The organism is Pantoea leporis (assembly GCF_028048155.1).
Classification (GTDB): Bacteria; Pseudomonadota; Gammaproteobacteria; order Enterobacterales; family Enterobacteriaceae; genus Pantoea; species Pantoea leporis.
Genome location: NZ_JALMEU010000004.1, coordinates 350,933 through 371,611, shown reverse-complemented (window position 1 = coordinate 371,611; position 20,679 = coordinate 350,933). Strand labels below are relative to the sequence as shown.

Genomic DNA, 20,679 nt, shown 5'->3' with positions numbered 1-20,679 from the left:
TGATTCTGTGGTAAATAATCAGGATGGGCAACTACTTTATTGTGTCTTTTGTGCGCAATGAGTAGATGTAATAAGTTGATTCGATAAGAAGTATGGGATTTAACAGCGCGAGATATCGCGCTGTTAAAGGCAGGTCGATTTTATTATTTTGATGTTGGCTTCAACCACTCTTTCACTGGCAGGAAATCGCGGTACAAGGCGGCTTCGGGGGAATCGGCTTCTGGCTGATAATCGTATTCCCAGCGCACCAGCGGTGGCATCGACATCAAAATGGATTCGGTGCGGCCGCCGGTTTGCAGGCCAAACAGCGTGCCGCGATCCCACACCAGATTGAACTCGACGTAGCGACCACGACGATAGAGCTGGAACTGGCGCTCGCGATCGCCCCACGGCAGCGCTTTGCGTCTGGCCACAATCGGCAGGTAGGCGTTGGCGAAACCGTTGCCGACTGCCTGCATGAAATCGAAGCAGTAATCGAAATCGGGCGTGTTCAGGTCGTCATAAAACAGGCCGCCGATGCCGCGCTGCTCGTCGCGATGCTTAAGGTAGAAGTAATCGTCGCACCACTTTTTGTAGCGCGGATAAACCTCCTCACCAAACGGCTGGCACAGATCGTGCGCGGTTTGATGCCAGTGCAGCGCATCCTGTTCGAAGCCGTAATAGGGCGTAAGATCGAAACCGCCACCAAACCACCACACCGGATCGGCGCCCGGTTTTTCCGCAATAAAGAAGCGCACGTTGGCGTGGCTGGTGGGCACGTAAGGATTGGATGGATGCACCACCAGCGATACGCCCATCGCTTCAAAGCTGCGCCCGGCCAGTTCAGGACGATGCGCGGTGGCGGACGCGGGCATTTGATCGCCATGCACGTGCGAGAAGTTAACGCCGGCTTGTTCAAATACCGCGCCATCACGCAATACGCGACTGCGTCCGCCGCCGCCACCGGGACGTTGCCACTCATCTTCGGCAAAGCTCGCCTTGCCATCTTCCGCCGCTAATTGGGCGCAAATATCATCTTGCAGCGCCAGCAAAAAGGCTTTGACGCGGGAAATATCGGGATTGCTCATCAGTCACTCGTTCCGGAAATTTGCCGCGATTCTACCACAGGATAAAGGCTATGCTTCGCGACGATCGACCTCATCGAAGTAGCGGGTGATGCCGTCGGCAATGGCGCTGGCAATTTTCTGGCGGAACGCCTGCGTGCCAAGCAGCTGCTCTTCACGCGGATTGGTAATAAAGGAGGTTTCCACCAGCACCGAAGGAATCGACGGCGATTTCAGCACCGCAAACGCGGCCTGTTCGGTGTGCTGGCTGTGCAGATGATGCACCGGGCGAATCTGATCGAGGACGTGTTTACCCAGCGTCAGGCTGTTGCGAATGGTATCGGTCTGCACCAGATCGAACAGAATCTGGTTGAGGTAATGATCTTTATCCTGCACCTCAGCACCGCCCACTTTGTCGGCATCGTTTTCACGCTGCGAAAGGTATCGCGCCATCGCGCTGCTGGCACCGCGATTGGAAAGGGCAAAAACCGATGCGCCGTTAGCATCCGGGCTGGTGTAGCCGTCGGCGTGAATCGACATAAACAGGTTAGCGCCGTGCTGATGGGCGATTTCGACGCGCTGATAGAGCGGAATAAAGTGGTCACTGTCGCGCGTCAGGCGCACTTCGATGCGTGGATGCGATTGCAGCAGCGTCTTCACGGTATTGGCGATCGCCAGCACAATGTGTTTCTCTTCCGAACCCTCTTCGCCGACGGCGCCGGAATCGATGCCGCCGTGGCCGGGATCGATCATCACGATGCGTTTGCCGTTGCTGGCGGGTTTCGGTGGCGTATGACGCGGACTAACGCGCAAATCGCTGTTCTGTTCTTTGGCCTGCACCGCACGCGGTGACAACACCGCCAGCGCTAAACCGGAAAGTATCAGTTGGCGACGATTGGTAAGGCGCTTAAGCAGTGAAATCTTCATCATTTACGGGTCCATGGCAGGTAAATCCTGCCCCGTGTTATAGCGTAACAATTGCCAGGCGGCGACCTCGCAACTATTTCAAGTGTTTACTTTCTATTGCAACAGACTAACAGCGATGTCGCGCTTTTTTTGCTCCGTTGTCACGCGTGAGGGTTGCGCCTGGCAAAGAATGCGTGATAATCAGCGAATTGTGCCTAACAGCAGGGTAACGTCGATGGAAATCCGTTCTTTCCGCCAGGAAGATTTTGAAGAAGTGATCACGCTCTGGGAGCGTTGCGATTTGTTACGCCCATGGAACGATCCGGAGCTGGACATTGAACGCAAAATGAACCATGACGCGGAACTGTTTCTGGTCGCGGAAGTCGGTGGCGAAGTGGTCGGTACGGTGATGGGCGGCTACGACGGCCATCGCGGCTCCGTCTACTATCTGGCGGTGCATCCTGATTATCAGGGCCGTGGCTTTGCCAATGCGTTGATGAATCGTCTTGAGAAGAAGCTGATTGCGCGCGGTTGCCCAAAAATCAATTTGATGGTGCGCGAAGAGAACGATCAGGTGGTGGCGTTTTACGAAAAGCTCGAATACGAGCCGGTGGACTCGCTGCTGCTGGGCAAGCGTTTGATTGAAGATCGCGAGTATTGAGGGTCGGTTTGAAATACCTTCCCGAAGAGTACGATGCGAAAGGGCAGCTGCGGCTGCCGTTTCTTTTCTGGCTGATCCTGTTACTGCAGGCGCGCACCTGGCTGCTGCTGGTGATGGCGGGCGCATCACGCCAGCAGGGCAATGATTTGCTGGCGCTGTTCTATCCCGACCGCCAAAGCTTCTGGCTGGGGTTGGCGTTAGGCATTCCGGCGGCTATCGGCTTATTGCTGACCGGCTATCGCCAGCGCTGGCCGCGCCTGTGGCAAAGCTGGCGTCATGTGTTGAGCGCATCGCTCCTTGTCAGCCTGCTGTGGCAGGGTTCCAGCCTGCTGCAAGGCGCCTTTCCCGACTCGCCGCTGCCGCTGTTATTGACGCTATTTGACCTGCTGGCGTTGTTCTGGCTGCAAACGCAACCTCGCCTGCGCGACTGCTTTCTGCCGGAACATCAGCAGGTCGAATAAACTTTTTGCCGGTTTGTGACTCCAACAGGCACGCCAATCGGCTTAGCAGATCAAGGAGTTTTCATGAAAGTTGTTCGTCACGCACTGCTGGTTAGCAGCATGGTTCTGGCCGGCTGCGCCAGTTCGGGTTCCTCTGGCAGCGCGAGCGATAGCGAAAGCCACTGGTACAATCCGCTTAGCTATCACTGGTCGGCGCTCAATCCACTCGGCTGGTTTGGTGGATCGCTGGAGGTCACCGAGCAAGGCGTTGCGGGCCTGACGAGCACCACCTCAATGTCGGAAGACGCCATCCATAAAGCGCTGAACGGCGATTACAAACTGCGTCAGGGCATGCGCACGCAGAATGGTCAGGTGATGGATTTCTGGCAGGCGCTGGATGGCGACAACGTTAAATTGGTGATTAACGGCAGCAGCAGCGTGGAGCGCATTGAAGTGCAGGATGCCGATGCCAAAGCGGCGGACGGCAGCAAGATCGGCGATCTGTTCAGCGATAAGTTCAGCAAAGCCTTTAACAACTGCAAAATGGCCACCGGTCTTGATGCACGCGATGTTGAGTGCCGTGCGCCGGGCAGCCAGCACATCTCCTACATTTACAGCGGTGAATGGCATGGTCCGGAAGGCTTGATGCCGTCGGACGATACCCTGAAAAGCTGGAAAATCAGCAAGATCGTTTGGCAGCGTTAAACCAGATAAAACTTGCTTAAAAACCCACTCAAAAAGTGTGGCTTTCCGGTATGATGCGGGCGAAAAAATATCGTCTAACCTTCATGCCGGAGAGCATAGCAATGTCTCAGTTTCAGAGCGGGATCCTGTTGGAGCACCGCCGTTTCGCCATTTGGCTCGAAGCCCGCGTCATGGGCGATCTTGACGCGCTGCGCCAGGGCAGCAAATTCTTCTTACAGCAGCTTGAAGCGCTGCAGACGCAATTCAGTGATGCCGGGTTGGGCGCGGTGATCGCCTTTGGTGATGCGCTGTGGCGCGATCTGCAAGGCAACGCTTCTGCACCTGAACTCAAAGCTTTCGCCGCGCTTGGTAACGGCATTGCGCCTGCCACGCAGCGCGATTTGCTGATCCATATTCAATCTCAACGACACGACGTGAACTTCGCGCTGGCTCAGGCGGCACTTAGCGCCTTTGCCGCTGCGGTCAATATCGAAGAAGAGACGCACGGTTTCCGCTGGATTGAAGATCGCGATCTGTCGGGCTTCGTCGATGGCACGGAAAATCCGCAAGGCGAAGCGCGCAAGGAGGTAGCGATTATCAGCGCAGGTGCAGATGCGGGCGGCAGCTATGTGTTTACCCAGCGCTGGGAGCACAACCTTAAGCTGTGGAACCGCATGGCGGTGGAGAAACAGGAAGCGATTATTGGCCGTACTAAAGAGACGGATGAAGAGTTGCCGGGCGATCAGCGTCCTGCGACATCGCATCTCAGCCGTGTCGATCTGAAAGAAGAGGGGAAAGGGCTGAAAATTCTGCGCCAAAGCCTGCCATACGGCAGCGCCAGTGGCACGCATGGGCTGTACTTCATCTCTTACTGTCATCGTCTCTACAATATTGAGCAGCAATTGCTGAGCATGTTCGGCGAGCGCGACGGCAAGATGGACGCCATGCTGCGCTTCACCAAACCGGTTAGCGGCAGCTACTTTTTTGCGCCGTCGCTGGATGCTTTGCAAGCGCTGTAACCTCTTTGTATTAAGGTCAACCTGGCGCGATTCATCGCGCCGCTACGGATATCAGCCCTTATTTGTCGCGGCGCCATTTATTGCGCAATGAATCGCTTAATGCCGATTTACATTTCCATTCGCCGCATAAACTCTCCCGCCGTCTTATGCCTTTTTAGACTTTGAAATCCCTAAACGATATATAAAACCGTTACAGCTTTCCCCTGAGTTATAAATACACTGACAGCATCTAATGGCATTGGCTTAACTGCCGTCTTTCAGGGTGCAGCATGACACTTCCGATTTCGAAAAAATGGCTTGGCGGTATCGCGCTGTCGTGTGCTTTAGCCGGTGCGGCGCAAGCGACCGAGTTGCTGAATAGCTCTTACGACGTTTCGCGCGAACTGTTCGTTGCCCTGAATGCACCCTTTGAAAAACAGTGGGACGCTGCCCATCCTAATGACAAGCTGACCATCAAGCAGTCGCACGCCGGTTCCTCTAAGCAGGCGCTGGCGATTCTGCAAGGGCTGCGCGCCGATGTGGTGACCTACAATCAGGTGACAGATGTGCAGGTGCTGCACGACAAAGGCCAACTGATTCCCGCTGACTGGCAACAACGTCTGCCAAACAGCAGCTCACCGTTTTACTCCACCATGGCGTTTCTGGTGCGTAAAGGTAACCCGAAGCAGATTCACAGCTGGGCCGATCTGGCGCGCGATAACGTGAAGCTGATTTTCCCTAACCCAAAAACCTCGGGTAACGGCCGTTACACTTATCTCGCCGCGTGGGGCGCTGCCGATCAGGCGGATGGCAAAGATAAAGCCAAAACCAGAGCCTTTATGGCGAAGTTCCTCAAGAACGTGGAAGTGTTTGATACCGGCGGTCGCGGTGCGACCACCACCTTTGCCGAGCGCGGTCTGGGCGATGTGCTGATCAGCTTTGAATCGGAAGTGAATAACATCCGTAATCAGTACGGCAAAGACGACTACGAAGTGATCGTGCCAAAAACCAATATTCTGGCGGAGTTCCCGGTGGCGTGGGTCGACAAAAATGTCGAGCACAACGGCACCGCAGACGCGGCCAAAGCTTATCTGAATTATCTCTACACGCCCGAAGCACAGAAAATCATCACCACTTACTACTATCGCGTGAATAACCCGCAGCTGATGGCGGAGCAGAAAGATCGCTTCCCACAAACTGAACTGTTCAACGTCAAAGACGCCTTTGGCGGCTGGGATAACGTGATGAAAGTCCATTTTGCCAATGACGGCGAGCTGGACAAATTACTGGCAGCGGGGCGCGGTTAATGTTTGCGCTCGCTCAAAAACGTGTTTTGCCGGGCTTTGGATTGAGCCTCGGCACCAGCTTACTCTTCACCTGTCTGATTCTGCTGCTGCCGATCAGCGCGCTGCTGATGCAGCTGTCGCAGATGACGCTGGCGCAATATTGGGCGGTGATTAGCCATCCACAGCTGATCGCCGCGTATAAAGTGACGATTCTGGCGGCGGGCGTGGCCTCGCTGTTCAACGCCGTATTCGGCATGCTGATGGCGTGGATTTTGACGCGTTATCGCTTCCCCGGCCGCACGCTGCTGGATGGTTTGATGGATCTGCCATTTGCGCTGCCGACTGCGGTGGCAGGTTTAACGCTGGCGGGCCTGTTTTCGGTCAACGGCTGGTACGGTCAGTGGCTGGCGCATTTTGATATCAAAGTCTCTTACACCTGGCTCGGCATCGCTGTGGCGATGGCCTTTACCAGCATTCCGTTTGTGGTGCGTACCGTGCAGCCGGTGCTGGAAGAGTTAGGTCCGGAATATGAAGAAGCCGCGGAAACGCTGGGCGCAACGCGCTGGCAGAGCTTCCGTCGCGTGGTGCTGCCAGAAGTGGCGCCGGCATTGCTTGCCGGCACTGCGCTGTCGTTTACCCGCAGCATCGGTGAGTTTGGCGCGGTAATCTTTATCGCCGGCAACATCGCCTGGAAAACGGAAGTGACCTCGCTGATGATTTTCGTGCGTCTGCAGGAGTTTGATTATCCGGCGGCGAGTGCCATCGCCTCGGTGATCATGGCGGCTTCTTTGCTGCTGCTGTTCGCGATTAACACCTTGCAGAGCCGCTTTGGCCGTCGCTTAGGAGGCCACTGATGGCGGAGATTTCACACATCAACCACGCCGACCGCCAGCCAATCAACTGGGGCAAGTGGCTGCTGATTGGCATCGGTGCGCTGGTTTCCATCCTGCTGCTGGTGGTGCCGATGGTTTCCATCTTCTGGGAGGCGCTCAACCAGGGTTTGGTTGCCTCGCTGAGTAACCTGAAAGATGGCGACATGCTGCACGCCATCTGGCTGACCCTTTTGGTGGCGCTGATTACCGTGCCGGTCAACATGGTGTTCGGTACGCTGCTGGCGTGGCTGGTGACGCGCTTCACCTTTCCCGGCCGCCAGCTGCTGTTGACGCTGTTTGATATCCCGTTTGCCGTGTCGCCGGTGGTTGCCGGCTTGATGTATCTGCTGTTCTGGGGCGTCAACGGTCCTGCCGGTGGCTGGCTGGATGCGCACAATATTCAGATTATGTTCTCCTGGCCGGGCATGGTGCTGGCCACCATCTTCGTTACCTGTCCGTTTGTGGTGCGTGAATTGGTGCCGGTGATGCTGAGCCAGGGCAGTCACGAAGATGAAGCGGCGGTGCTGCTCGGCGCATCCGGCTGGCAGATGTTCCGCCGCGTGACGTTGCCGAATATCCGTTGGGCGCTGATGTACGGCGTGGTGCTGACCAACGCACGTGCGATTGGTGAATTTGGTGCGGTCTCGGTGGTTTCGGGATCGATTCGCGGCGAAACCTATACCTTGCCGCTTCAGGTTGAATTACTGCATCAGGATTACAACACCGTGGGCGCCTTTACTGCCGCCGCGCTGCTGACCCTGATGGCAATCGTAACGCTGTTTCTGAAAAGCGTGGTGCAGTGGCGATTAGAGCATCAGCAGAAGCGCCTACAGGAGGAAAATCATGAGCATTGAGATTAAACAAATCAACAAATCGTTTGACCGCACATCGGTTCTTAACGACATCTCTCTGGATATTCCTTCCGGCAAGATGGTGGGGCTGCTGGGGCCATCCGGTTCTGGTAAAACCACGCTGCTGCGTATCATCGCTGGGCTGGAACATCAGAATAGCGGACAGATCCATTTCAATGGCAAAGACGTCAGCCGCATCCATGCGCGCGATCGTCAGGTGGGCTTTGTGTTCCAGCACTACGCGCTGTTCCGCCACATGACGGTGTTCGACAATATCGCCTTTGGCCTTACCGTTCTGCCACGTCGCGAACGTCCAGGTGCTGCTGAGATCAAACAGCGCGTTACGCGTCTGCTTGAGATGGTACAACTTTCCCATCTGGGCAACCGCTTCCCGGCACAGTTGTCCGGTGGGCAGAAGCAGCGTGTAGCGCTGGCGCGTGCATTGGCGGTAGAACCGCAAATTCTGCTGCTGGATGAGCCGTTTGGCGCGTTGGATGCGCAGGTGCGTAAAGAGTTGCGTCGCTGGTTGCGTCAGTTACATGAAGAGTTGAAATTCACCAGCGTGTTTGTAACCCACGACCAGGAAGAAGCGATGGAAGTGGCGGACACCGTGGTGGTGATGAGCCAGGGCAACATTGAACAGGTTGGTACGCCAGATGACGTATGGCGCGATCCATCGACGCGCTTTGTGCTGGAATTCCTTGGCGAAGTGAATCGCTTTACAGGCGAAGTACATGGCTCTCAGTTCCATGTGGCCGCGCATCGCTGGCCGCTGGGCTACACGCCTGCGCATCAGGGCGAAGTTGAACTGTTCCTGCGTCCGTGGGAAATCGATATTTCACGCCAGAGCAGCCTGGAAACGCCTTTGCCGGTGCAGGTGCTGGAGATCAGCCCGCGCGGCCACTTCTGGCAGTTGGTCGTTCAGCCGAGCGGCTGGCAGGGCGAGGTGTTCTCCGTGGTGTTCGACGGCGATCACCATGCGCCGATGCGTGGTGAACGCCTGTTCGTTGGCCTGCAACAGGCGCGAATTTACCATGGCACTACGCCGCTGCGCCCGGTTGCCTTTGCCGAGAGCGCCTGATATTTTTGACACTCCTTCGGGCGGGACTTTCCCGCCCGTTTTATTTGCCCCTCTTTCGTCTGGAATTAAACCGTGACCACACTGGAAAATACCATCGGCAATACGCCGTTGATTAAGTTGCAGCGGCTGACGCCTGATAACGGCAGCGAGATCTGGCTAAAGCTGGAAGGCAACAATCCAGCCGGTTCCGTCAAAGATCGTGCGGCCTGGTCGATGATTCATCAGGCGGAGTTGCGCGGTGACATCAAACCGGGCGATACCTTAATTGAAGCCACCAGCGGCAATACTGGCATTGCGCTGGCGATGATCGCGGCGATGAAGGGCTACAAGCTGCGCCTGCTGATGCCCAATAACATGAGTCAGGAGCGCCAGGATGCGATGCGCGCCTACGGCGCTGAATTGCTGCTGGTATCGCGCGAGCAGGGCATGGAAGGGGCACGCGATTTGGCGCAGGCGATGGCCGATCGCGGCGAAGGACGCGTGCTGGATCAGTTCAACAATCCCGATAATCCGCTGGGCCACTATCTCACCACGGGCCCGGAAATCTGGCAGCAAAGCGCTGGCCGCATGACGCATTTTGTCTCCAGCATGGGCACCACTGGCACCATTACCGGCGTTGGACGTTACCTGAAAGAGTTCGCGCCAGCGGTGCAGATAATTGGCCTGCAGCCACAAGAGGGCAGCAGCATTCCCGGTATACGTCGCTGGCCTGAAGCCTATTTGCCTGGCATTTTCCGTCCGGAGTTAGTGGATGAGGTAATAGATATGGCGCAGCGCGAGGCGGAAGAGACCATGCGCGCGCTGGCGCAGCGTGAAGGGATTTTCTGTGGCGTCAGCTCTGGCGGCGCGGTGGCCGGCGCATTGCGTATCGCCACGGCGCAGCCTGGCAGCGTGGTGGTGGCGATTGTGTGCGATCGCGGCGACCGCTATCTCTCAACCGGCGTTTTCCACTGATCCCAATTTCCCACCGATGATTTGGCCTGCGCGTACTGTGATGGTACGTCCAGGCCATTTTTGTCTATAGTCTTCGTAATAATCGTCTGACGTAAGCAACGTAAGGATCGCGTAAAACCGGCTGCGTTCGTTGTGGACTCAGGACAAAATAGCGGCAATTTACACGAGAGATAACGATGAAAATTCTGCTGGTTGATGATGATGTAGAACTTGGCACCATGTTGAGCCAATACCTGATTGCTGAAGGTTTTGAAACACAACTGGTTTTAACCGGTAGCGCCGGTGTGGAGGGCGCGTTATCGGGCAACTATACCGCAATGATTCTCGACATCATGCTGCCTGATATGAGCGGCATCGATGTGCTGCGCCAGGTGCGGCAGAACAGCCGATTACCGGTAATTATGCTGACGGCGAAAGGCGACAATATTGATCGGGTGATCGGCCTGGAAATGGGTGCGGATGATTACATGCCGAAACCGTGCTATCCGCGTGAACTGGTGGCCCGTCTGCGCGCCGTGCTGCGTCGCTTTGAAGATCAGACTCCGCTGCCGGATAAGAAAGAGCTGCTGCGCTGGGGCGATCTCAGCCTCAATCCCGCCACGCGTATCACCGAATGGCAGGGCAAAGCGTTCGATCTGACGGCTTCAGAGTTTAACTTGCTGGATTTGCTGCTGCGTGCGCCGGATCGCGTGGTGTCGAAAGATGAGCTGTCGGAAAAAGGCCTTGGCCGTCCGCGCGAAGCTTACGATCGCAGCGTTGATGTGCATATCAGCAACATCCGTCAAAAGCTGGCTGCCTTAACCGCCGACAGCGTCAACATTGAAACTGTGCGCAGTATTGGTTATCGCATTCGATGAAACACAGCTATCGCGGCCGCATGTTCTGGAAGATTTTGCTGGGCTTCTGGATTGTGTTTGTCATCATCAGCCAACTGTTGTGGCTAGGCTTTACGCTCTCCGGTAATCGACATGAGCCGCCAGAGCTGGTGGCGATTCGGCGTATCGTTAATCTGCAAATGGCGTCAGCGGTTTCAGTGCTGGAGCGCGGTGGTCCCAGCTCGCTTGATGACATGATGGCCGACTGGGAACCGAACGATCGGCAATTCTTCTCGGTGATCCAGCATAAAAAGCCCGCTGCGACGCTCAACAATGCGCCGCCAGAAAGCATCAACGAACCCTTTCAGGGACCGTTTCCTGATGTGATTGTGCGCTGGGTAAAAGGGCAGGATGGCAAACAGTACGAGCTGCGTTACGACGTTAAAGGTCTGCGCGAAGACAGCTCAATGGGCGGCGGCCGCCCGCGCCGCATCCTGAATATCCCCGAACCGATGTTTACTTTCGCTGGCGCATTGGGGCTGCTGTTTAGCCTGCTGCTGGCGTGGAACCTGACGCGACCAATGCGGCAGCTGCGTGAGGGCTTTGCGCGCGTCTCCAGCGGTGATTTGTCGGTACGGCTCTATCCGGTGATGCGTAAACGCCATGATGAGCTCTCGAACGTTGCGCAGGATTTTGATGCGATGGTTGAGCGCCTCGATACGCTGGTGAAAGCGCGTGAGGAGCTGCTGCATGATATCTCCCACGAGCTGCGTTCACCGCTGGCGCGCTTGCAGCTGGCGACAGGCCTGGCGCGGCAGACGCCGGAATCCGTCGAATCCTCGCTCAATCGCATTGATGAGGAAGCCCGACGCCTCGACAAGATGATTGGCGAGCTGCTGACGCTTTCGCGCGCTGAGCACGAAAGCATGCCTGGGGAACAATATTTCGACCTTACCGGCCTGCTGCATGCGGTGGTGACCGATGTGCGCTACGAAGCGCAGATTCCCGGCGTGATTGTCGATTTTCAGGTGGATGAGAATGCCGATTACACCGTTCACGGCAATGCGGAACTGATTCGTCGTGGTGTGGAGAATGTGCTGCGCAATGCGCTGCGATTCTCGCACAAAGGGCAGCACATCAACGTGCGGCTACAGGCGGAAAATCAGTGGCTGGCAATTAGCGTGCGCGATCAAGGGCCGGGCGTGGACGATGAGAAGCTTTCGAGCATCTTCGATCCTTTTGTACGGGTTAATTCTCCGCTGATGGGCAAAGGCTACGGTTTGGGGCTATCGATTGTGCGTAAGGTGATTCTGGCGCATCACGGTGAAGTTCAGGCGGTAAATCGCCCGGAAGGTGGTCTGGAGTTAACGTTAAGGTTACCGCGCTGGAAGCAGGAATAAGGCTTAGTGCAGTCGGTCAGGACAACGGGGCAGATCGTAAAGACGGCATAAACCGTCCCTGGGCCTCGGCTCGCGCCTTCCCTGGCGCGAGACGCTTTACTCCTCTGCCCCGTCGTCCCGACCTCTTCCCGCATTGTGCGCGTTGAAAGATGCAAGAGTAGGGCAGACTGAAACAAAAAACGGCACCCTTTGGGTGCCGTTTTGCAATTCTCACGAATCAGCCGAAGCTTACTTTTTAATGCGGATAACCGGAGTCTCGCCCACAGTTACCTGACCGGAGAGTTTGATCAGGTCTTTAATCTCGTCCATGTTCGAGATTACAACCGGCGTCAGCGTGGATTTCGCTTTCTCTTCCAGCAGTGCCAGATCAAACTCGATCACCACGTCGCCTTTCTTAACCTTCTGGCCTTCTTCAGCGATGCGTTTGAAACCTTCACCTTTGAGCTCAACCGTGTCGATACCGAAGTGAACAAACAGTTCGATACCGTTATCAGACTCGATTGAAAATGCGTGGTTAGTTTCGAAAATCTTGCCGATAGTACCATCAACCGGTGCAACCATTTTGTTGCCGGTAGGTTTGATTGCGATACCGTCACCCACGATTTTCTCAGCGAATACCACATCAGGTACGTCTTCGATATTTACGATTTCGCCTGACAGAGGCGCAACGATATCAATAGTGCCTGACGCGCTCTCTGATTTTTCGCCAAAAAGTTTAGAAAACAAACCCATGATCTTCTCCTAAGCAGTAATTTGAGGCTAGCGTCCGTGGATCAGCAGAGCGTTTTTTCTTTAATGAACTTGTTGACCAAATTCATCAAATCATCCGCTGTTGGTTGATCCAGAGCCTGCTCCGCCAATGCCTTCGCATCTTCGAAATTAGTATTACGAATGATTTTCTTGATGCTTGGGATTGAAATGGCGCTCATGCTGAATTCGTCCAGCCCCATTCCCAGTAACAGTAGTGTAGCACGTTCATCACCAGCCAGCTCACCACACATGCCGGTCCATTTCCCTTCGGCATGTGATGCATCGATCACTTGCTTAATGAGGCCAAGAACAGACGGCGTCATTGGGTTATAGAGGTGTGAAATCAAATCATTACCACGATCGACCGCCAGAGTATACTGCGTCAGGTCATTTGTCCCAATACTAAAGAAGTCGACTTCTTTCGCCAGATGGCGAGCAATCACTGCGGATGCTGGCGTTTCAACCATGATGCCGACTTCGATGGTCTCATCAAAGGATTTGCCTTCTTCACGCAGTTGCGCTTTCAACAGCTCCAGTTCGCCTTTCAGAATGCGAACTTCTTCTACTGAAATGATCATTGGGAACATGATGCGCAGTTTACCGAATGAGGATGCACGCAGAATCGCGCGCAGCTGCGCATGCAGAATCTCTTTACGGTCCATGGCGATACGAATCGCGCGCCAGCCGAGGAACGGGTTGTCTTCTTTCGGCAGGTTCATGTAAGGCAGATCTTTGTCGCCGCCGATGTCCATGGTACGCACGATAACCGCCTGCGAACCCACGGCTTCAGCCACGGCTTTATACGCCTGGAATTGTTCTTCTTCGGTTGGCAGTGAATCACGGTCCATAAACAGGAACTCGGTACGATACAGGCCAACACCTTCCGCACCGTTGCGTTCAGCACCGGCAACATCACGCACGGTACCGATGTTAGCGCAGACTTCAACCTGATGGCCGTCCAGCGTAATGGCTGGCAGATCTTTCAGTTTCGCCAGTTCATGCTTTTCAGACAGATATTGAGTCTGAATTGCTTTCAGTTCTTCCTGCACGTCATCAGTTGGATTGACGTAAATTTTGTTGTTCACGCCATCAATGATCAGGAAATCACCGTTTTTCACGGTGGCAGTCACGTTGCCGGTGCCGACAATCGCAGGCAGCTCAAGCGAACGCGCCATGATCGAGGTGTGAGATGTACGCCCACCCAGATCGGTAATAAAGCCCAGCACCTTTTTCAGGTTCAGCTGTGCGGTTTCTGACGGCGTTAAATCTTTCGCCACCAGAATAGATTCGTCAGCAATCGCACTCAGGTCGACAATGTGCAGACCGAGAATGTTCTGCAGCAGACGCTTACCAATATCACGTACGTCAGCCGCACGCTCTTTCAGGTATTCGTCATCCAGCTCTTCCAGCGCAACGGCCTGACCTTCAATCACGGTGTGAGCAGCGGCGTCTGCGGTAGCGTGGTCTTTCTTGATGAGGTCGATGATTTCCTGCTCAAGCTCTTCGTCTTCGAGCAGCATGATGTGACCTTCAAAGATCGCCGCTTTCTCTTCACCGAAGGTTTCACCGGCTTTAATGCGAATGGCTTCGAGCTGTGAAGCAGCTTTGCTGCGTCCATCGAGGAAGCGCTGAACTTCCTGCTCAACCTGATCGTCAGTAATTTTTTTACGGCTGATGACGATCTCATCTTCCTTCAGCAAAAGTGCGTTGCCGAAAGCGATACCCGGTGATGCTAAAATGCCTGAAATCATAACCCTACCTTTTAATCACGATGGCTCATTGACCCGATGCGTCGCCACTGTCGCGGAGCAGTACTCTAAAGATGCAATAACGCGGACAGATTGTCCGCGATCAAGATATTTGCACTCAATGGGGCAAAGGGGTCGGTTTAGTTGCGAACTGAGCCGGTTACTCCAGCTCAGCCATCAGCTTGACCAGGTGCTCAACCGCTTGCTGCTCGTCTTCACCTTCAGCAGACAGCGTAACAACCGTACCTTGAGTCAGACCCAAAGTCTGCAGTTTGAACAGGCTTTTCGCGCTGGCAGATTTGCCATTAGAGGTCACATTGATTTCTGACTTAAAAGCCTTTGCTTCTTTGACGAACTGGGCTGCAGGACGAGTATGAAGGCCGTTAGGTGCGGTAATGGTAACTTCTTGCTGGAACATTCTATTTCCCCAACTTTATCAGGTTTGGTGTTATGGATCTAAAGTCTAGCCTGGAGCCGTAACTTTAGCCTGTGTAGGTGCGCTGGTATGGCTTTAAGCTCACCATAAAATGCGCTCGAATGAGTACGTCATTAACAGTGACAGATCAAAAACTGCACGAATGCGTCACTCTTCTCATTATGCCGTGATTCGCCGTTTCGCCAAATCAGTAAATCGATTCAGCTTGATCCACTTCAAAGGCAGATTAATTTCAGGCACCGAAATAATTGGAAGCTTAAATACCAGAGCCGCATCACTGAAAGCAATCTGTCTGGTGATAAAAGTGAGATCTGCACCACAAAAAAGCACCCATTCGGGTGCTTTTTTCGTCAGTTTCAGACTTTAAGCATCACTGCTGGAGTTCTTTCTCAGTGAAGAGATCGGCAAACAGCGCGGTACTTAAATAACGTTCGCCGGAGGAGGGCAGAATCACCACGATGTTCTTGTTGGCGAAGGCTTCATCTTCTTGCAGCTTCAGCGCGGCAGCAACGGCAGCACCTGAAGAGATACCTGCTAAAATACCTTCTTCTTCCATCAGCTTACGGGCGGTGCTAATGGCTTCTTCATTGGTGATCGCCACTACGCGGTCGATCAATTCCAGATCAAGGTTGCCAGGAATGAAGCCGGCACCGATGCCCTGAATTTTATGTGGGCCTGGTTTGATCTCTTCGCCCGCCAGTGCCTGAGCAATAACCGGTGAATCTGTTGGCTCAACGGCAACGGTAATCAACTCGGTCTTGCCTTTGGTATTCTTGATGTAACGGCTCACGCCTGTCAGCGTACCGCCGGTGCCCACGCCCGCAATAAACACGTCCACTTCGCCGTCGGTGTCTTCCCAAATTTCTGGACCGGTGGTTTTTTCGTGGATTTCCGGGTTGGCTGGGTTGCTGAACTGCTGCAACAGCACATATTTGTCCGGATCGCTGGCGACAATCTCTTCCGCCTTCGCGATGGCACCTTTCATGCCTTTAGGACCTTCGGTTAGCACCAGGTTAGCTCCCAGCGCTTTCAGCAGCTTGCGGCGCTCAATTGACATGGTTTCTGGCATGGTTAGCGTCAGCTTGTAACCGCGCGCTGCGGCGACGTAAGCCAGCGCAATACCGGTGTTACCGCTGGTTGGTTCAACCAGCTCAACGCCCGGCTTCAAAATACCGCGTTTTTCCGCGTCCCAAATCATATTGGCACCGATACGGCATTTGATGCTGAAGCTCGGGTTGCGCGACTCGACCTTAGCCAGAATGCGGCCGTTACCGATGCGGTTCAGTCGAACCAGCGGCGTATGACCAATTGTCAGAGAGTTGTCTTCATAGATCTTACTCATAGCTCGTCCTTAACTGTATGAAATATTGGGAACCCTCAGAGCATACCTTTTCTAATGATGTGCGGAAGGAAAGAAATCGCATATCTATATAGCGCACAACCATAAGCCTTACGCAAAAATGCATAAGACGATTTAAAGCTTTAGCGGCGTGCATGTTGTGCATGATAACGATCCACCCACATGGCCGTTGCACCGCATACCGCAACCGGCAGAATCGCCAGATTGATAATCGGGATCATGGTGAACAGGCTAACCAGCGCACCAAATTGCATATTTGCGCTTTTGTGCTGGCGCAACGCCTGGCGCATCTGCTGGAAACTCACTTTGTGGTTATCAAATGGGTAGTCGCAATACTGCACGGACAACATCCACGCACTGAATAAAAACCATAGAACGGGCGCCACCGTTTGTCCAAAGCCGGGGATAAAGTGCAGCAACAGCAAACCAAGCGCACGCGGCAAATAGTAGCCGAGCTTCTGAAACTCTCGCTTCATGATGCGCGGTATGTCTTTTATCAGGCCCACCCAACCGCTATCTGGTAATGGCGTTCCGGTCAATCGCCCTTCAAGTTGCTCGGCGAGCAAGCCACAGAAGGGGGCGGCAATCAGATTTGCCAGAGTCGAAAAGAAGTAACTGAATACCAACACAATCGAAATCACTGAGAGCGGCCATAGCAGATAACTCAGCCACTGCAGCCAGTCAGGGATATGTGACATTAAAGCCGGGATCCACTGCCCCAAGCGCTGAAACAACCAGATAAAGGCACCGCCAAGTAGCACGATGTTGATCAGTAGCGGCATGATGACATAGCGACGAATGCCGGGCAGGCGCACCAGTTTCCATCCTTCAGCGAAGTAGTGAACACCATTAAATGTTGAGACCGAATTTCCTGCGGGCATAGCGAGCCTTTCTCCTAAATATAGCGGCGCGACCATCATAACCTGGCTTTTTATCGGCTTCAGGCAGTGTTTGCGCGAAAAAACAGCAAAAAAGCGTGGGGCAGCTATCTAATTTGTCAGAAAATACTGCACAGACTTGCACTTGTTTAGCTGGGCAAATACAGTTAGAGGATAAAGTTTGCCGTGGTGGCAAGGTATTGGAACAACAGAGAATACAATGATGCAGGATTTGCGTCTGATATTAATCGTTGTTGGCGCGATCGCCATAATAGCGCTGCTACTTCATGGACTGTGGACCAGCCGTAAAGAGCGCTCCTCCGTGTTTCGTGATCGCCCGCACAAACGTCTGAAACAGCGCGAAGAAGCCGATGAAGATCTGCTGAGCGAAGAAGATGATGGCGTCGGCGAAGTCCGTGTACGTCGTCCTCGTGATGCGGATGAAGAACCTGAATTCACTGCACGTCCAGCGAGCGCGCCGCGTGCGCCTGAACCTGTACGTCAACCGGCATCACGTCAGGCTGACCCATTATTAGGCGATCCGCTGCTGGATAACGAGCCAGACGTGCGTAAGCCGGCTGCGCCGCAAGCGCCAGTGGCGAAGCCAGCGCCTGCACCACTACCGATTCAGGCCGATCCTTTGCTGGATAACGAACCGCTTTCCGCGACTCAACCTGCACCTGAATTCCTCGCCGCAGAAGAGCCAGAATTCGAACCTGAAGCGCCAGTTGCACATCAACCAGAAGCGCCACAGCCAGCGGCTGCTGCGCCTGGCAGTAAAAAAGAGGCCGTATTAGTGCTGCACGTCGCTGCACATGCGGGCGGCGAACTGAACGGTGAAGCGCTGTTGCAGGGCATCCTGCAGGCCGGATTCCAGTTTGGTGAGATGAACATTTTCCATCGCCATCTTAGCCCAGCCGGCAGCGGTCCGGTGCTGTTTAGCCTGGCGAACATGGTGAAGCCGGGTTCATTCGATCCGGATCAAATGGGGAATTTCTCTACGCCTGGCGTCTCGATCTTCATGATGGTGCCGTCGTACGGCGATGCGAATCAGAACTTCAAGCTGATGCTGCAATCCGCGCAGCGTATCGCTGATGATGTAGGCGGCGTGGTGCTGGATGATGAGCGTCGCATGATGACGCCGCAGAAGCTGGAAACCTACAAAACGCGTATTCGCGAAGTTATCGGTTAATCGCCGCTAGCTGAGTCAAAACAAGTATAACCCCCGCCTGTCGGGGGTTTTTTATCGGATAAGAGACTATGAAATCGGTTCAGGAGCAGATCACCGCGCTGCGCACCACGTTACGTCACCACGAATATCTCTACCACGTGATGGATACGCCGGAAATTCCGGATGCAGAGTATGACCGATTGATGGTTCAGCTGCGTGAGCTGGAAAGCGCACATCCTGATTTGATCACCCCTGATTCACCCACCCAACGCGTGGGTGCGGCACCGCTGGCGGCTTTTGAGCAAGTGCGTCATGAAGTGCCGATGTTATCGCTGGACAACACCTTTGATGAAGCGGGCTTCCTTGCCTTTAATAAACGCGTGCAGGATCGCCTTAAAAGCACTGACGAATTGACTTACTGCTGCGAGCTCAAGCTGGATGGTCTAGCCGTGAGCTTGCTGTATGAAGATGGCCTGCTGGTGCGTGCGGCGACGCGCGGAGATGGTACCACTGGCGAGAACATCACGGCGAACGTGCGCACAATTCACGCCATTCCGCTGCGTCTGCATGGCGATAACATCCCCGCACGCGTTGAAGTGCGTGGCGAAGTGTTTATCACCGAAAGCGGTTTTGAAAAGCTGAATGAAGAAGCGCGTCGCACCGGCGCGAAAGTCTTTGCTAACCCACGCAACGCCGCAGCCGGTTCACTGCGCCAGCTCGATCCACGCATCACCGCTAAACGTCCACTGACCTTCTTCTGCTACGGTTTTGGTCTGCTGGAAGGCGGTGAAATGCCTGCCAGCCATTGGCAACGTCTGCAACAGTTTAAGGCGTGGGGATTGCCAGTCACCGATCGTATTCGCCTGGCACACAGCGCCGATGAAGTGCTGGCGTTTTATCGTCAGGTTGAGCAGGAGCGCCCGTCGCTCGGCTTCGATATCGATGGCGTGGTTATCAAGGTCGATTCGCAGGCGCTGCAGGAGCAGCTCGGCTTTGTGGCGCGAGCGCCGCGCTGGGCTGTAGCCTTTAAATTCCCGGCGCAGGAACAGATGACGTTCGTGCGCGATGTCGAATTCCAGGTGGGCCGCACCGGCGCGATTACGCCCGTCGCGCGTCTGGAGCCGGTTCAGGTTGCGGGCGTTGTGGTAAGTAATGCCACGCTGCACAACGCCGATGAAATTGCCCGACTGGGTTTGCGCATTGGCGACAAGGTGGTGATTCGCCGCGCCGGTGACGTGATTCCGCAAGTGGTCAACGTGGTGGAATCGGAGCGCCCGGCAGAGACGCGTGAAATCGTCTTCCCAGGTCATTGCCCGGTGTGCGGTTCAGACGTTGAACGCGTGGAAGGTGAAGTTGTGACGCGCTGCACCGGCGGCCTGATTTGTGGCGCGCAGCGTAAAGAAGCACTTAAACACTTCGTTTCGCGTCGTGCGATGGATGTCGATGGCATGGGCGATAAGATCATCGATCAGTTGGTGGAGAAAGAGTACGTCTTAACGCCAGCCGATCTGTTCCGCCTTACTGCCGGTAAGCTAACCGGACTCGATCGCATGGGCCCTAAATCGGCTCAGAACGTGGTTGATGCGCTGGAAAAGGCCAAATCCACCACGCTGGCACGTTTCCTCTATGCGCTGGGTATTCGCGAAGTGGGCGAAGCCACAGCCGCCAACCTTGCCAATCACTTTGGCGAGCTGGAAAAGGTGATGAACGCCGATCTCGATGCGCTGATTGAAGTGCAGGATGTCGGCAAAGTGGTAGCGACGCATGTGCGTAACTTTATGGATGAAGAGAGCAACCGCGCCGTTATTCGCGATCTTACTGAAGAGATTGGCGTGCACTGGCCGCAGGTTGAAGTGGTCAATGTCGAAGAAATTGATAGTCCATTTGCCGGTAAAACCGTGGTACTGACCGGCTCTCTGTCGCAGATGAATCGCGATGATGCCAAAGAGCGTCTGGTAGCGTTGGGCGCTAAAGTGAGCGGTAGTGTGTCGAAGAAAACCGATTTGCTGATTGCGGGGGAAGCGGCCGGTTCCAAGCTGGCGAAAGCGCAGGAGCTCGGCATTCCGGTGATCGACGAAGCGGAAATGATTCGCCTGCTCGGAGCATAATGTGGATAAACAGCAACTGGTTGAAATCGCCAATACCGTGATGCCGTTCGGCAAGTACAAGGGCAGAGCGCTGATTGACGTGCCGGAGGAGTATTTGCTGTGGTTCGCTCGCAAAGATGAATTCCCGGCCGGTAAGTTAGGCGAATTGATGCAGCTGACGCTGACCATCAAGATCGAAGGGCTGGAAGGTTTAATCAAACCACTCAAGCGCAATGAATAACAAAACGGCCCGCTTTT

At 54.6% G+C, this 20,679-nt stretch carries 21 protein-coding genes; 14 read left to right on the top strand and 7 right to left on the bottom strand.

Annotated elements, in window-relative coordinates; genetic code table 11:
• Nucleotides 1–143: 143 nt before the first annotated feature.
• Nucleotides 144–1,067: an oxygen-dependent coproporphyrinogen oxidase gene (gene hemF / locus MWH02_RS14445; protein ID WP_271460889.1), complete on the bottom strand. Its 924-nt coding sequence runs from the start codon at nt 1,065–1,067 to the stop codon at nt 144–146.
• Nucleotides 1,068–1,115: 48 nt separating this feature from the next.
• On the bottom strand, nt 1,116–1,973 hold the full coding sequence (gene amiA / locus MWH02_RS14440; protein ID WP_110866511.1) for an N-acetylmuramoyl-L-alanine amidase AmiA: 858 nt from the start codon (nt 1,971–1,973) through the stop codon (nt 1,116–1,118).
• A 211-nt stretch (nt 1,974–2,184) separates the two neighbouring features.
• Here amiA and MWH02_RS14435 point away from each other — a divergent pair, with 211 nt between their 5' ends.
• The 11 genes from MWH02_RS14435 (at nt 2,185) to MWH02_RS14385 (ending at nt 11,991) form a co-directional block, all read left to right on the top strand.
• Nucleotides 2,185–2,610 carry a GNAT family acetyltransferase gene (locus MWH02_RS14435; protein ID WP_061717913.1) on the top strand — a complete coding sequence of 142 codons (426 nt, stop codon included), beginning with the start codon at nt 2,185–2,187 and terminating at the stop codon, nt 2,608–2,610.
• An 8-nt stretch (nt 2,611–2,618) separates the two neighbouring features.
• Nucleotides 2,619–3,071 carry a DUF2919 domain-containing protein gene (locus MWH02_RS14430; protein ID WP_233501682.1) on the top strand — a complete coding sequence of 151 codons (453 nt, stop codon included), beginning with the start codon at nt 2,619–2,621 and terminating at the stop codon, nt 3,069–3,071.
• A gap of 63 nt (nt 3,072–3,134) precedes the next feature.
• On the top strand, nt 3,135–3,755 hold the full coding sequence (locus MWH02_RS14425; RefSeq protein WP_271460888.1) for an RpoE-regulated lipoprotein: 621 nt from the start codon (nt 3,135–3,137) through the stop codon (nt 3,753–3,755).
• A 101-nt stretch (nt 3,756–3,856) separates the two neighbouring features.
• Nucleotides 3,857–4,753 carry a Dyp-type peroxidase gene (locus MWH02_RS14420; protein ID WP_271460887.1) on the top strand — a complete coding sequence of 299 codons (897 nt, stop codon included), beginning with the start codon at nt 3,857–3,859 and terminating at the stop codon, nt 4,751–4,753.
• Between the two features lie 269 nt (nt 4,754–5,022).
• Nucleotides 5,023–6,039: a sulfate ABC transporter substrate-binding protein gene (locus MWH02_RS14415; protein WP_137386246.1), complete on the top strand. Its 1,017-nt coding sequence runs from the start codon at nt 5,023–5,025 to the stop codon at nt 6,037–6,039.
• Entirely contained in the window at nt 6,039–6,872 is an 834-nt protein-coding gene (gene cysT, locus MWH02_RS14410; RefSeq protein ID WP_064739484.1) for a sulfate/thiosulfate ABC transporter permease CysT, read from the top strand. The genes MWH02_RS14415 and cysT overlap by 1 nt, the downstream gene beginning before the upstream one ends.
• The gene (gene cysW / locus MWH02_RS14405) at nt 6,872–7,744 is read left to right on the top strand and encodes a sulfate/thiosulfate ABC transporter permease CysW (protein ID WP_101763571.1); all 873 of its coding nucleotides are present in this window, start codon (nt 6,872–6,874) and stop codon (nt 7,742–7,744) included. Before cysT ends, cysW begins: the two co-directional genes overlap by 1 nt.
• Nucleotides 7,734–8,822: a sulfate/thiosulfate ABC transporter ATP-binding protein CysA gene (gene cysA / locus MWH02_RS14400; RefSeq protein ID WP_101763572.1), complete on the top strand. Its 1,089-nt coding sequence runs from the start codon at nt 7,734–7,736 to the stop codon at nt 8,820–8,822. Before cysW ends, cysA begins: the two co-directional genes overlap by 11 nt.
• A 72-nt stretch (nt 8,823–8,894) precedes the next feature.
• Complete coding sequence (gene cysM / locus MWH02_RS14395; protein ID WP_271460886.1) at nt 8,895–9,776, top strand: cysteine synthase CysM; 882 nt, start codon at nt 8,895–8,897, stop codon at nt 9,774–9,776.
• 176 nt (nt 9,777–9,952) lie between these two features.
• Complete coding sequence (locus MWH02_RS14390) at nt 9,953–10,633, top strand: response regulator transcription factor (RefSeq protein ID WP_008107810.1); 681 nt, start codon at nt 9,953–9,955, stop codon at nt 10,631–10,633.
• Complete coding sequence (locus tag MWH02_RS14385; RefSeq protein ID WP_271460885.1) at nt 10,630–11,991, top strand: ATP-binding protein; 1,362 nt, start codon at nt 10,630–10,632, stop codon at nt 11,989–11,991. The genes MWH02_RS14390 and MWH02_RS14385 overlap by 4 nt, the downstream gene beginning before the upstream one ends.
• A gap of 228 nt (nt 11,992–12,219) precedes the next feature.
• Here the strand turns inward: MWH02_RS14385 and crr are convergent, their stop codons facing one another.
• The 5 genes from crr to cysZ all read right to left on the bottom strand — a co-directional run bounded on the left by crr (nt 12,220) and on the right by cysZ (nt 17,166).
• Complete coding sequence (gene crr, locus MWH02_RS14380) at nt 12,220–12,723, bottom strand: PTS glucose transporter subunit IIA (RefSeq protein WP_008107804.1); 504 nt, start codon at nt 12,721–12,723, stop codon at nt 12,220–12,222.
• Nucleotides 12,724–12,764: 41 nt separating this feature from the next.
• The gene (gene ptsI / locus MWH02_RS14375) at nt 12,765–14,492 is read right to left on the bottom strand and encodes a phosphoenolpyruvate-protein phosphotransferase PtsI (protein ID WP_110866519.1); all 1,728 of its coding nucleotides are present in this window, start codon (nt 14,490–14,492) and stop codon (nt 12,765–12,767) included.
• 157 nt (nt 14,493–14,649) lie between these two features.
• Nucleotides 14,650–14,907 carry a phosphocarrier protein Hpr gene (gene ptsH, locus MWH02_RS14370; RefSeq protein ID WP_101763576.1) on the bottom strand — a complete coding sequence of 86 codons (258 nt, stop codon included), beginning with the start codon at nt 14,905–14,907 and terminating at the stop codon, nt 14,650–14,652.
• 388 nt (nt 14,908–15,295) lie between these two features.
• Nucleotides 15,296–16,267: a cysteine synthase A gene (cysK, locus tag MWH02_RS14365; protein ID WP_101763577.1), complete on the bottom strand. Its 972-nt coding sequence runs from the start codon at nt 16,265–16,267 to the stop codon at nt 15,296–15,298.
• A gap of 140 nt (nt 16,268–16,407) precedes the next feature.
• A complete protein-coding gene (gene cysZ / locus MWH02_RS14360) occupies nt 16,408–17,166 on the bottom strand; it encodes a sulfate transporter CysZ (RefSeq protein ID WP_101763578.1) in 759 nt (252 codons plus the stop codon).
• Nucleotides 17,167–17,383: 217 nt separating this feature from the next.
• Here cysZ and zipA point away from each other — a divergent pair, with 217 nt between their 5' ends.
• The 3 genes from zipA to MWH02_RS14345 all read left to right on the top strand — a co-directional run bounded on the left by zipA (nt 17,384) and on the right by MWH02_RS14345 (nt 20,662).
• Complete coding sequence (gene zipA, locus MWH02_RS14355; protein WP_271460884.1) at nt 17,384–18,355, top strand: cell division protein ZipA; 972 nt, start codon at nt 17,384–17,386, stop codon at nt 18,353–18,355.
• A gap of 68 nt (nt 18,356–18,423) precedes the next feature.
• Nucleotides 18,424–20,442 carry an NAD-dependent DNA ligase LigA gene (gene ligA, locus MWH02_RS14350; RefSeq protein ID WP_217548922.1) on the top strand — a complete coding sequence of 673 codons (2,019 nt, stop codon included), beginning with the start codon at nt 18,424–18,426 and terminating at the stop codon, nt 20,440–20,442.
• Between the two features lies 1 nt (nt 20,443).
• Nucleotides 20,444–20,662: a DUF3820 family protein gene (locus MWH02_RS14345; RefSeq protein ID WP_101763581.1), complete on the top strand. Its 219-nt coding sequence runs from the start codon at nt 20,444–20,446 to the stop codon at nt 20,660–20,662.
• Nucleotides 20,663–20,679 lie beyond the last annotated feature (17 nt).

Bases quoted from the DNA above. Each gene is read 5' to 3' on its own strand.
- hemF (WP_271460889.1), bottom strand. From the start codon at position 1,067: ATGAGCAATCCCGATATTTCCCGCGTCAAAGCCTTTTTGCTGGCGCTG.
- amiA (WP_110866511.1), bottom strand. From the start codon at position 1,973: ATGATGAAGATTTCACTGCTTAAGCGCCTTACCAATCGTCGCCAACTG.
- MWH02_RS14435 (WP_061717913.1), top strand. From the start codon at position 2,185: ATGGAAATCCGTTCTTTCCGCCAGGAAGATTTTGAAGAAGTGATCACG.
- MWH02_RS14425 (WP_271460888.1), top strand. From the start codon at position 3,135: ATGAAAGTTGTTCGTCACGCACTGCTGGTTAGCAGCATGGTTCTGGCC.
- MWH02_RS14420 (WP_271460887.1), top strand. From the start codon at position 3,857: ATGTCTCAGTTTCAGAGCGGGATCCTGTTGGAGCACCGCCGTTTCGCC.
- MWH02_RS14415 (WP_137386246.1), top strand. From the start codon at position 5,023: ATGACACTTCCGATTTCGAAAAAATGGCTTGGCGGTATCGCGCTGTCG.
- cysT (WP_064739484.1), top strand. From the start codon at position 6,039: ATGTTTGCGCTCGCTCAAAAACGTGTTTTGCCGGGCTTTGGATTGAGC.
- cysW (WP_101763571.1), top strand. From the start codon at position 6,872: ATGGCGGAGATTTCACACATCAACCACGCCGACCGCCAGCCAATCAAC.
- cysA (WP_101763572.1), top strand. From the start codon at position 7,734: ATGAGCATTGAGATTAAACAAATCAACAAATCGTTTGACCGCACATCG.
- MWH02_RS14390 (WP_008107810.1), top strand. From the start codon at position 9,953: ATGAAAATTCTGCTGGTTGATGATGATGTAGAACTTGGCACCATGTTG.
- MWH02_RS14385 (WP_271460885.1), top strand. From the start codon at position 10,630: ATGAAACACAGCTATCGCGGCCGCATGTTCTGGAAGATTTTGCTGGGC.
- crr (WP_008107804.1), bottom strand. From the start codon at position 12,723: ATGGGTTTGTTTTCTAAACTTTTTGGCGAAAAATCAGAGAGCGCGTCA.
- ptsI (WP_110866519.1), bottom strand. From the start codon at position 14,492: ATGATTTCAGGCATTTTAGCATCACCGGGTATCGCTTTCGGCAACGCA.
- ptsH (WP_101763576.1), bottom strand. From the start codon at position 14,907: ATGTTCCAGCAAGAAGTTACCATTACCGCACCTAACGGCCTTCATACT.
- cysK (WP_101763577.1), bottom strand. From the start codon at position 16,267: ATGAGTAAGATCTATGAAGACAACTCTCTGACAATTGGTCATACGCCG.
- cysZ (WP_101763578.1), bottom strand. From the start codon at position 17,166: ATGCCCGCAGGAAATTCGGTCTCAACATTTAATGGTGTTCACTACTTC.
- zipA (WP_271460884.1), top strand. From the start codon at position 17,384: ATGATGCAGGATTTGCGTCTGATATTAATCGTTGTTGGCGCGATCGCC.
- ligA (WP_217548922.1), top strand. From the start codon at position 18,424: ATGAAATCGGTTCAGGAGCAGATCACCGCGCTGCGCACCACGTTACGT.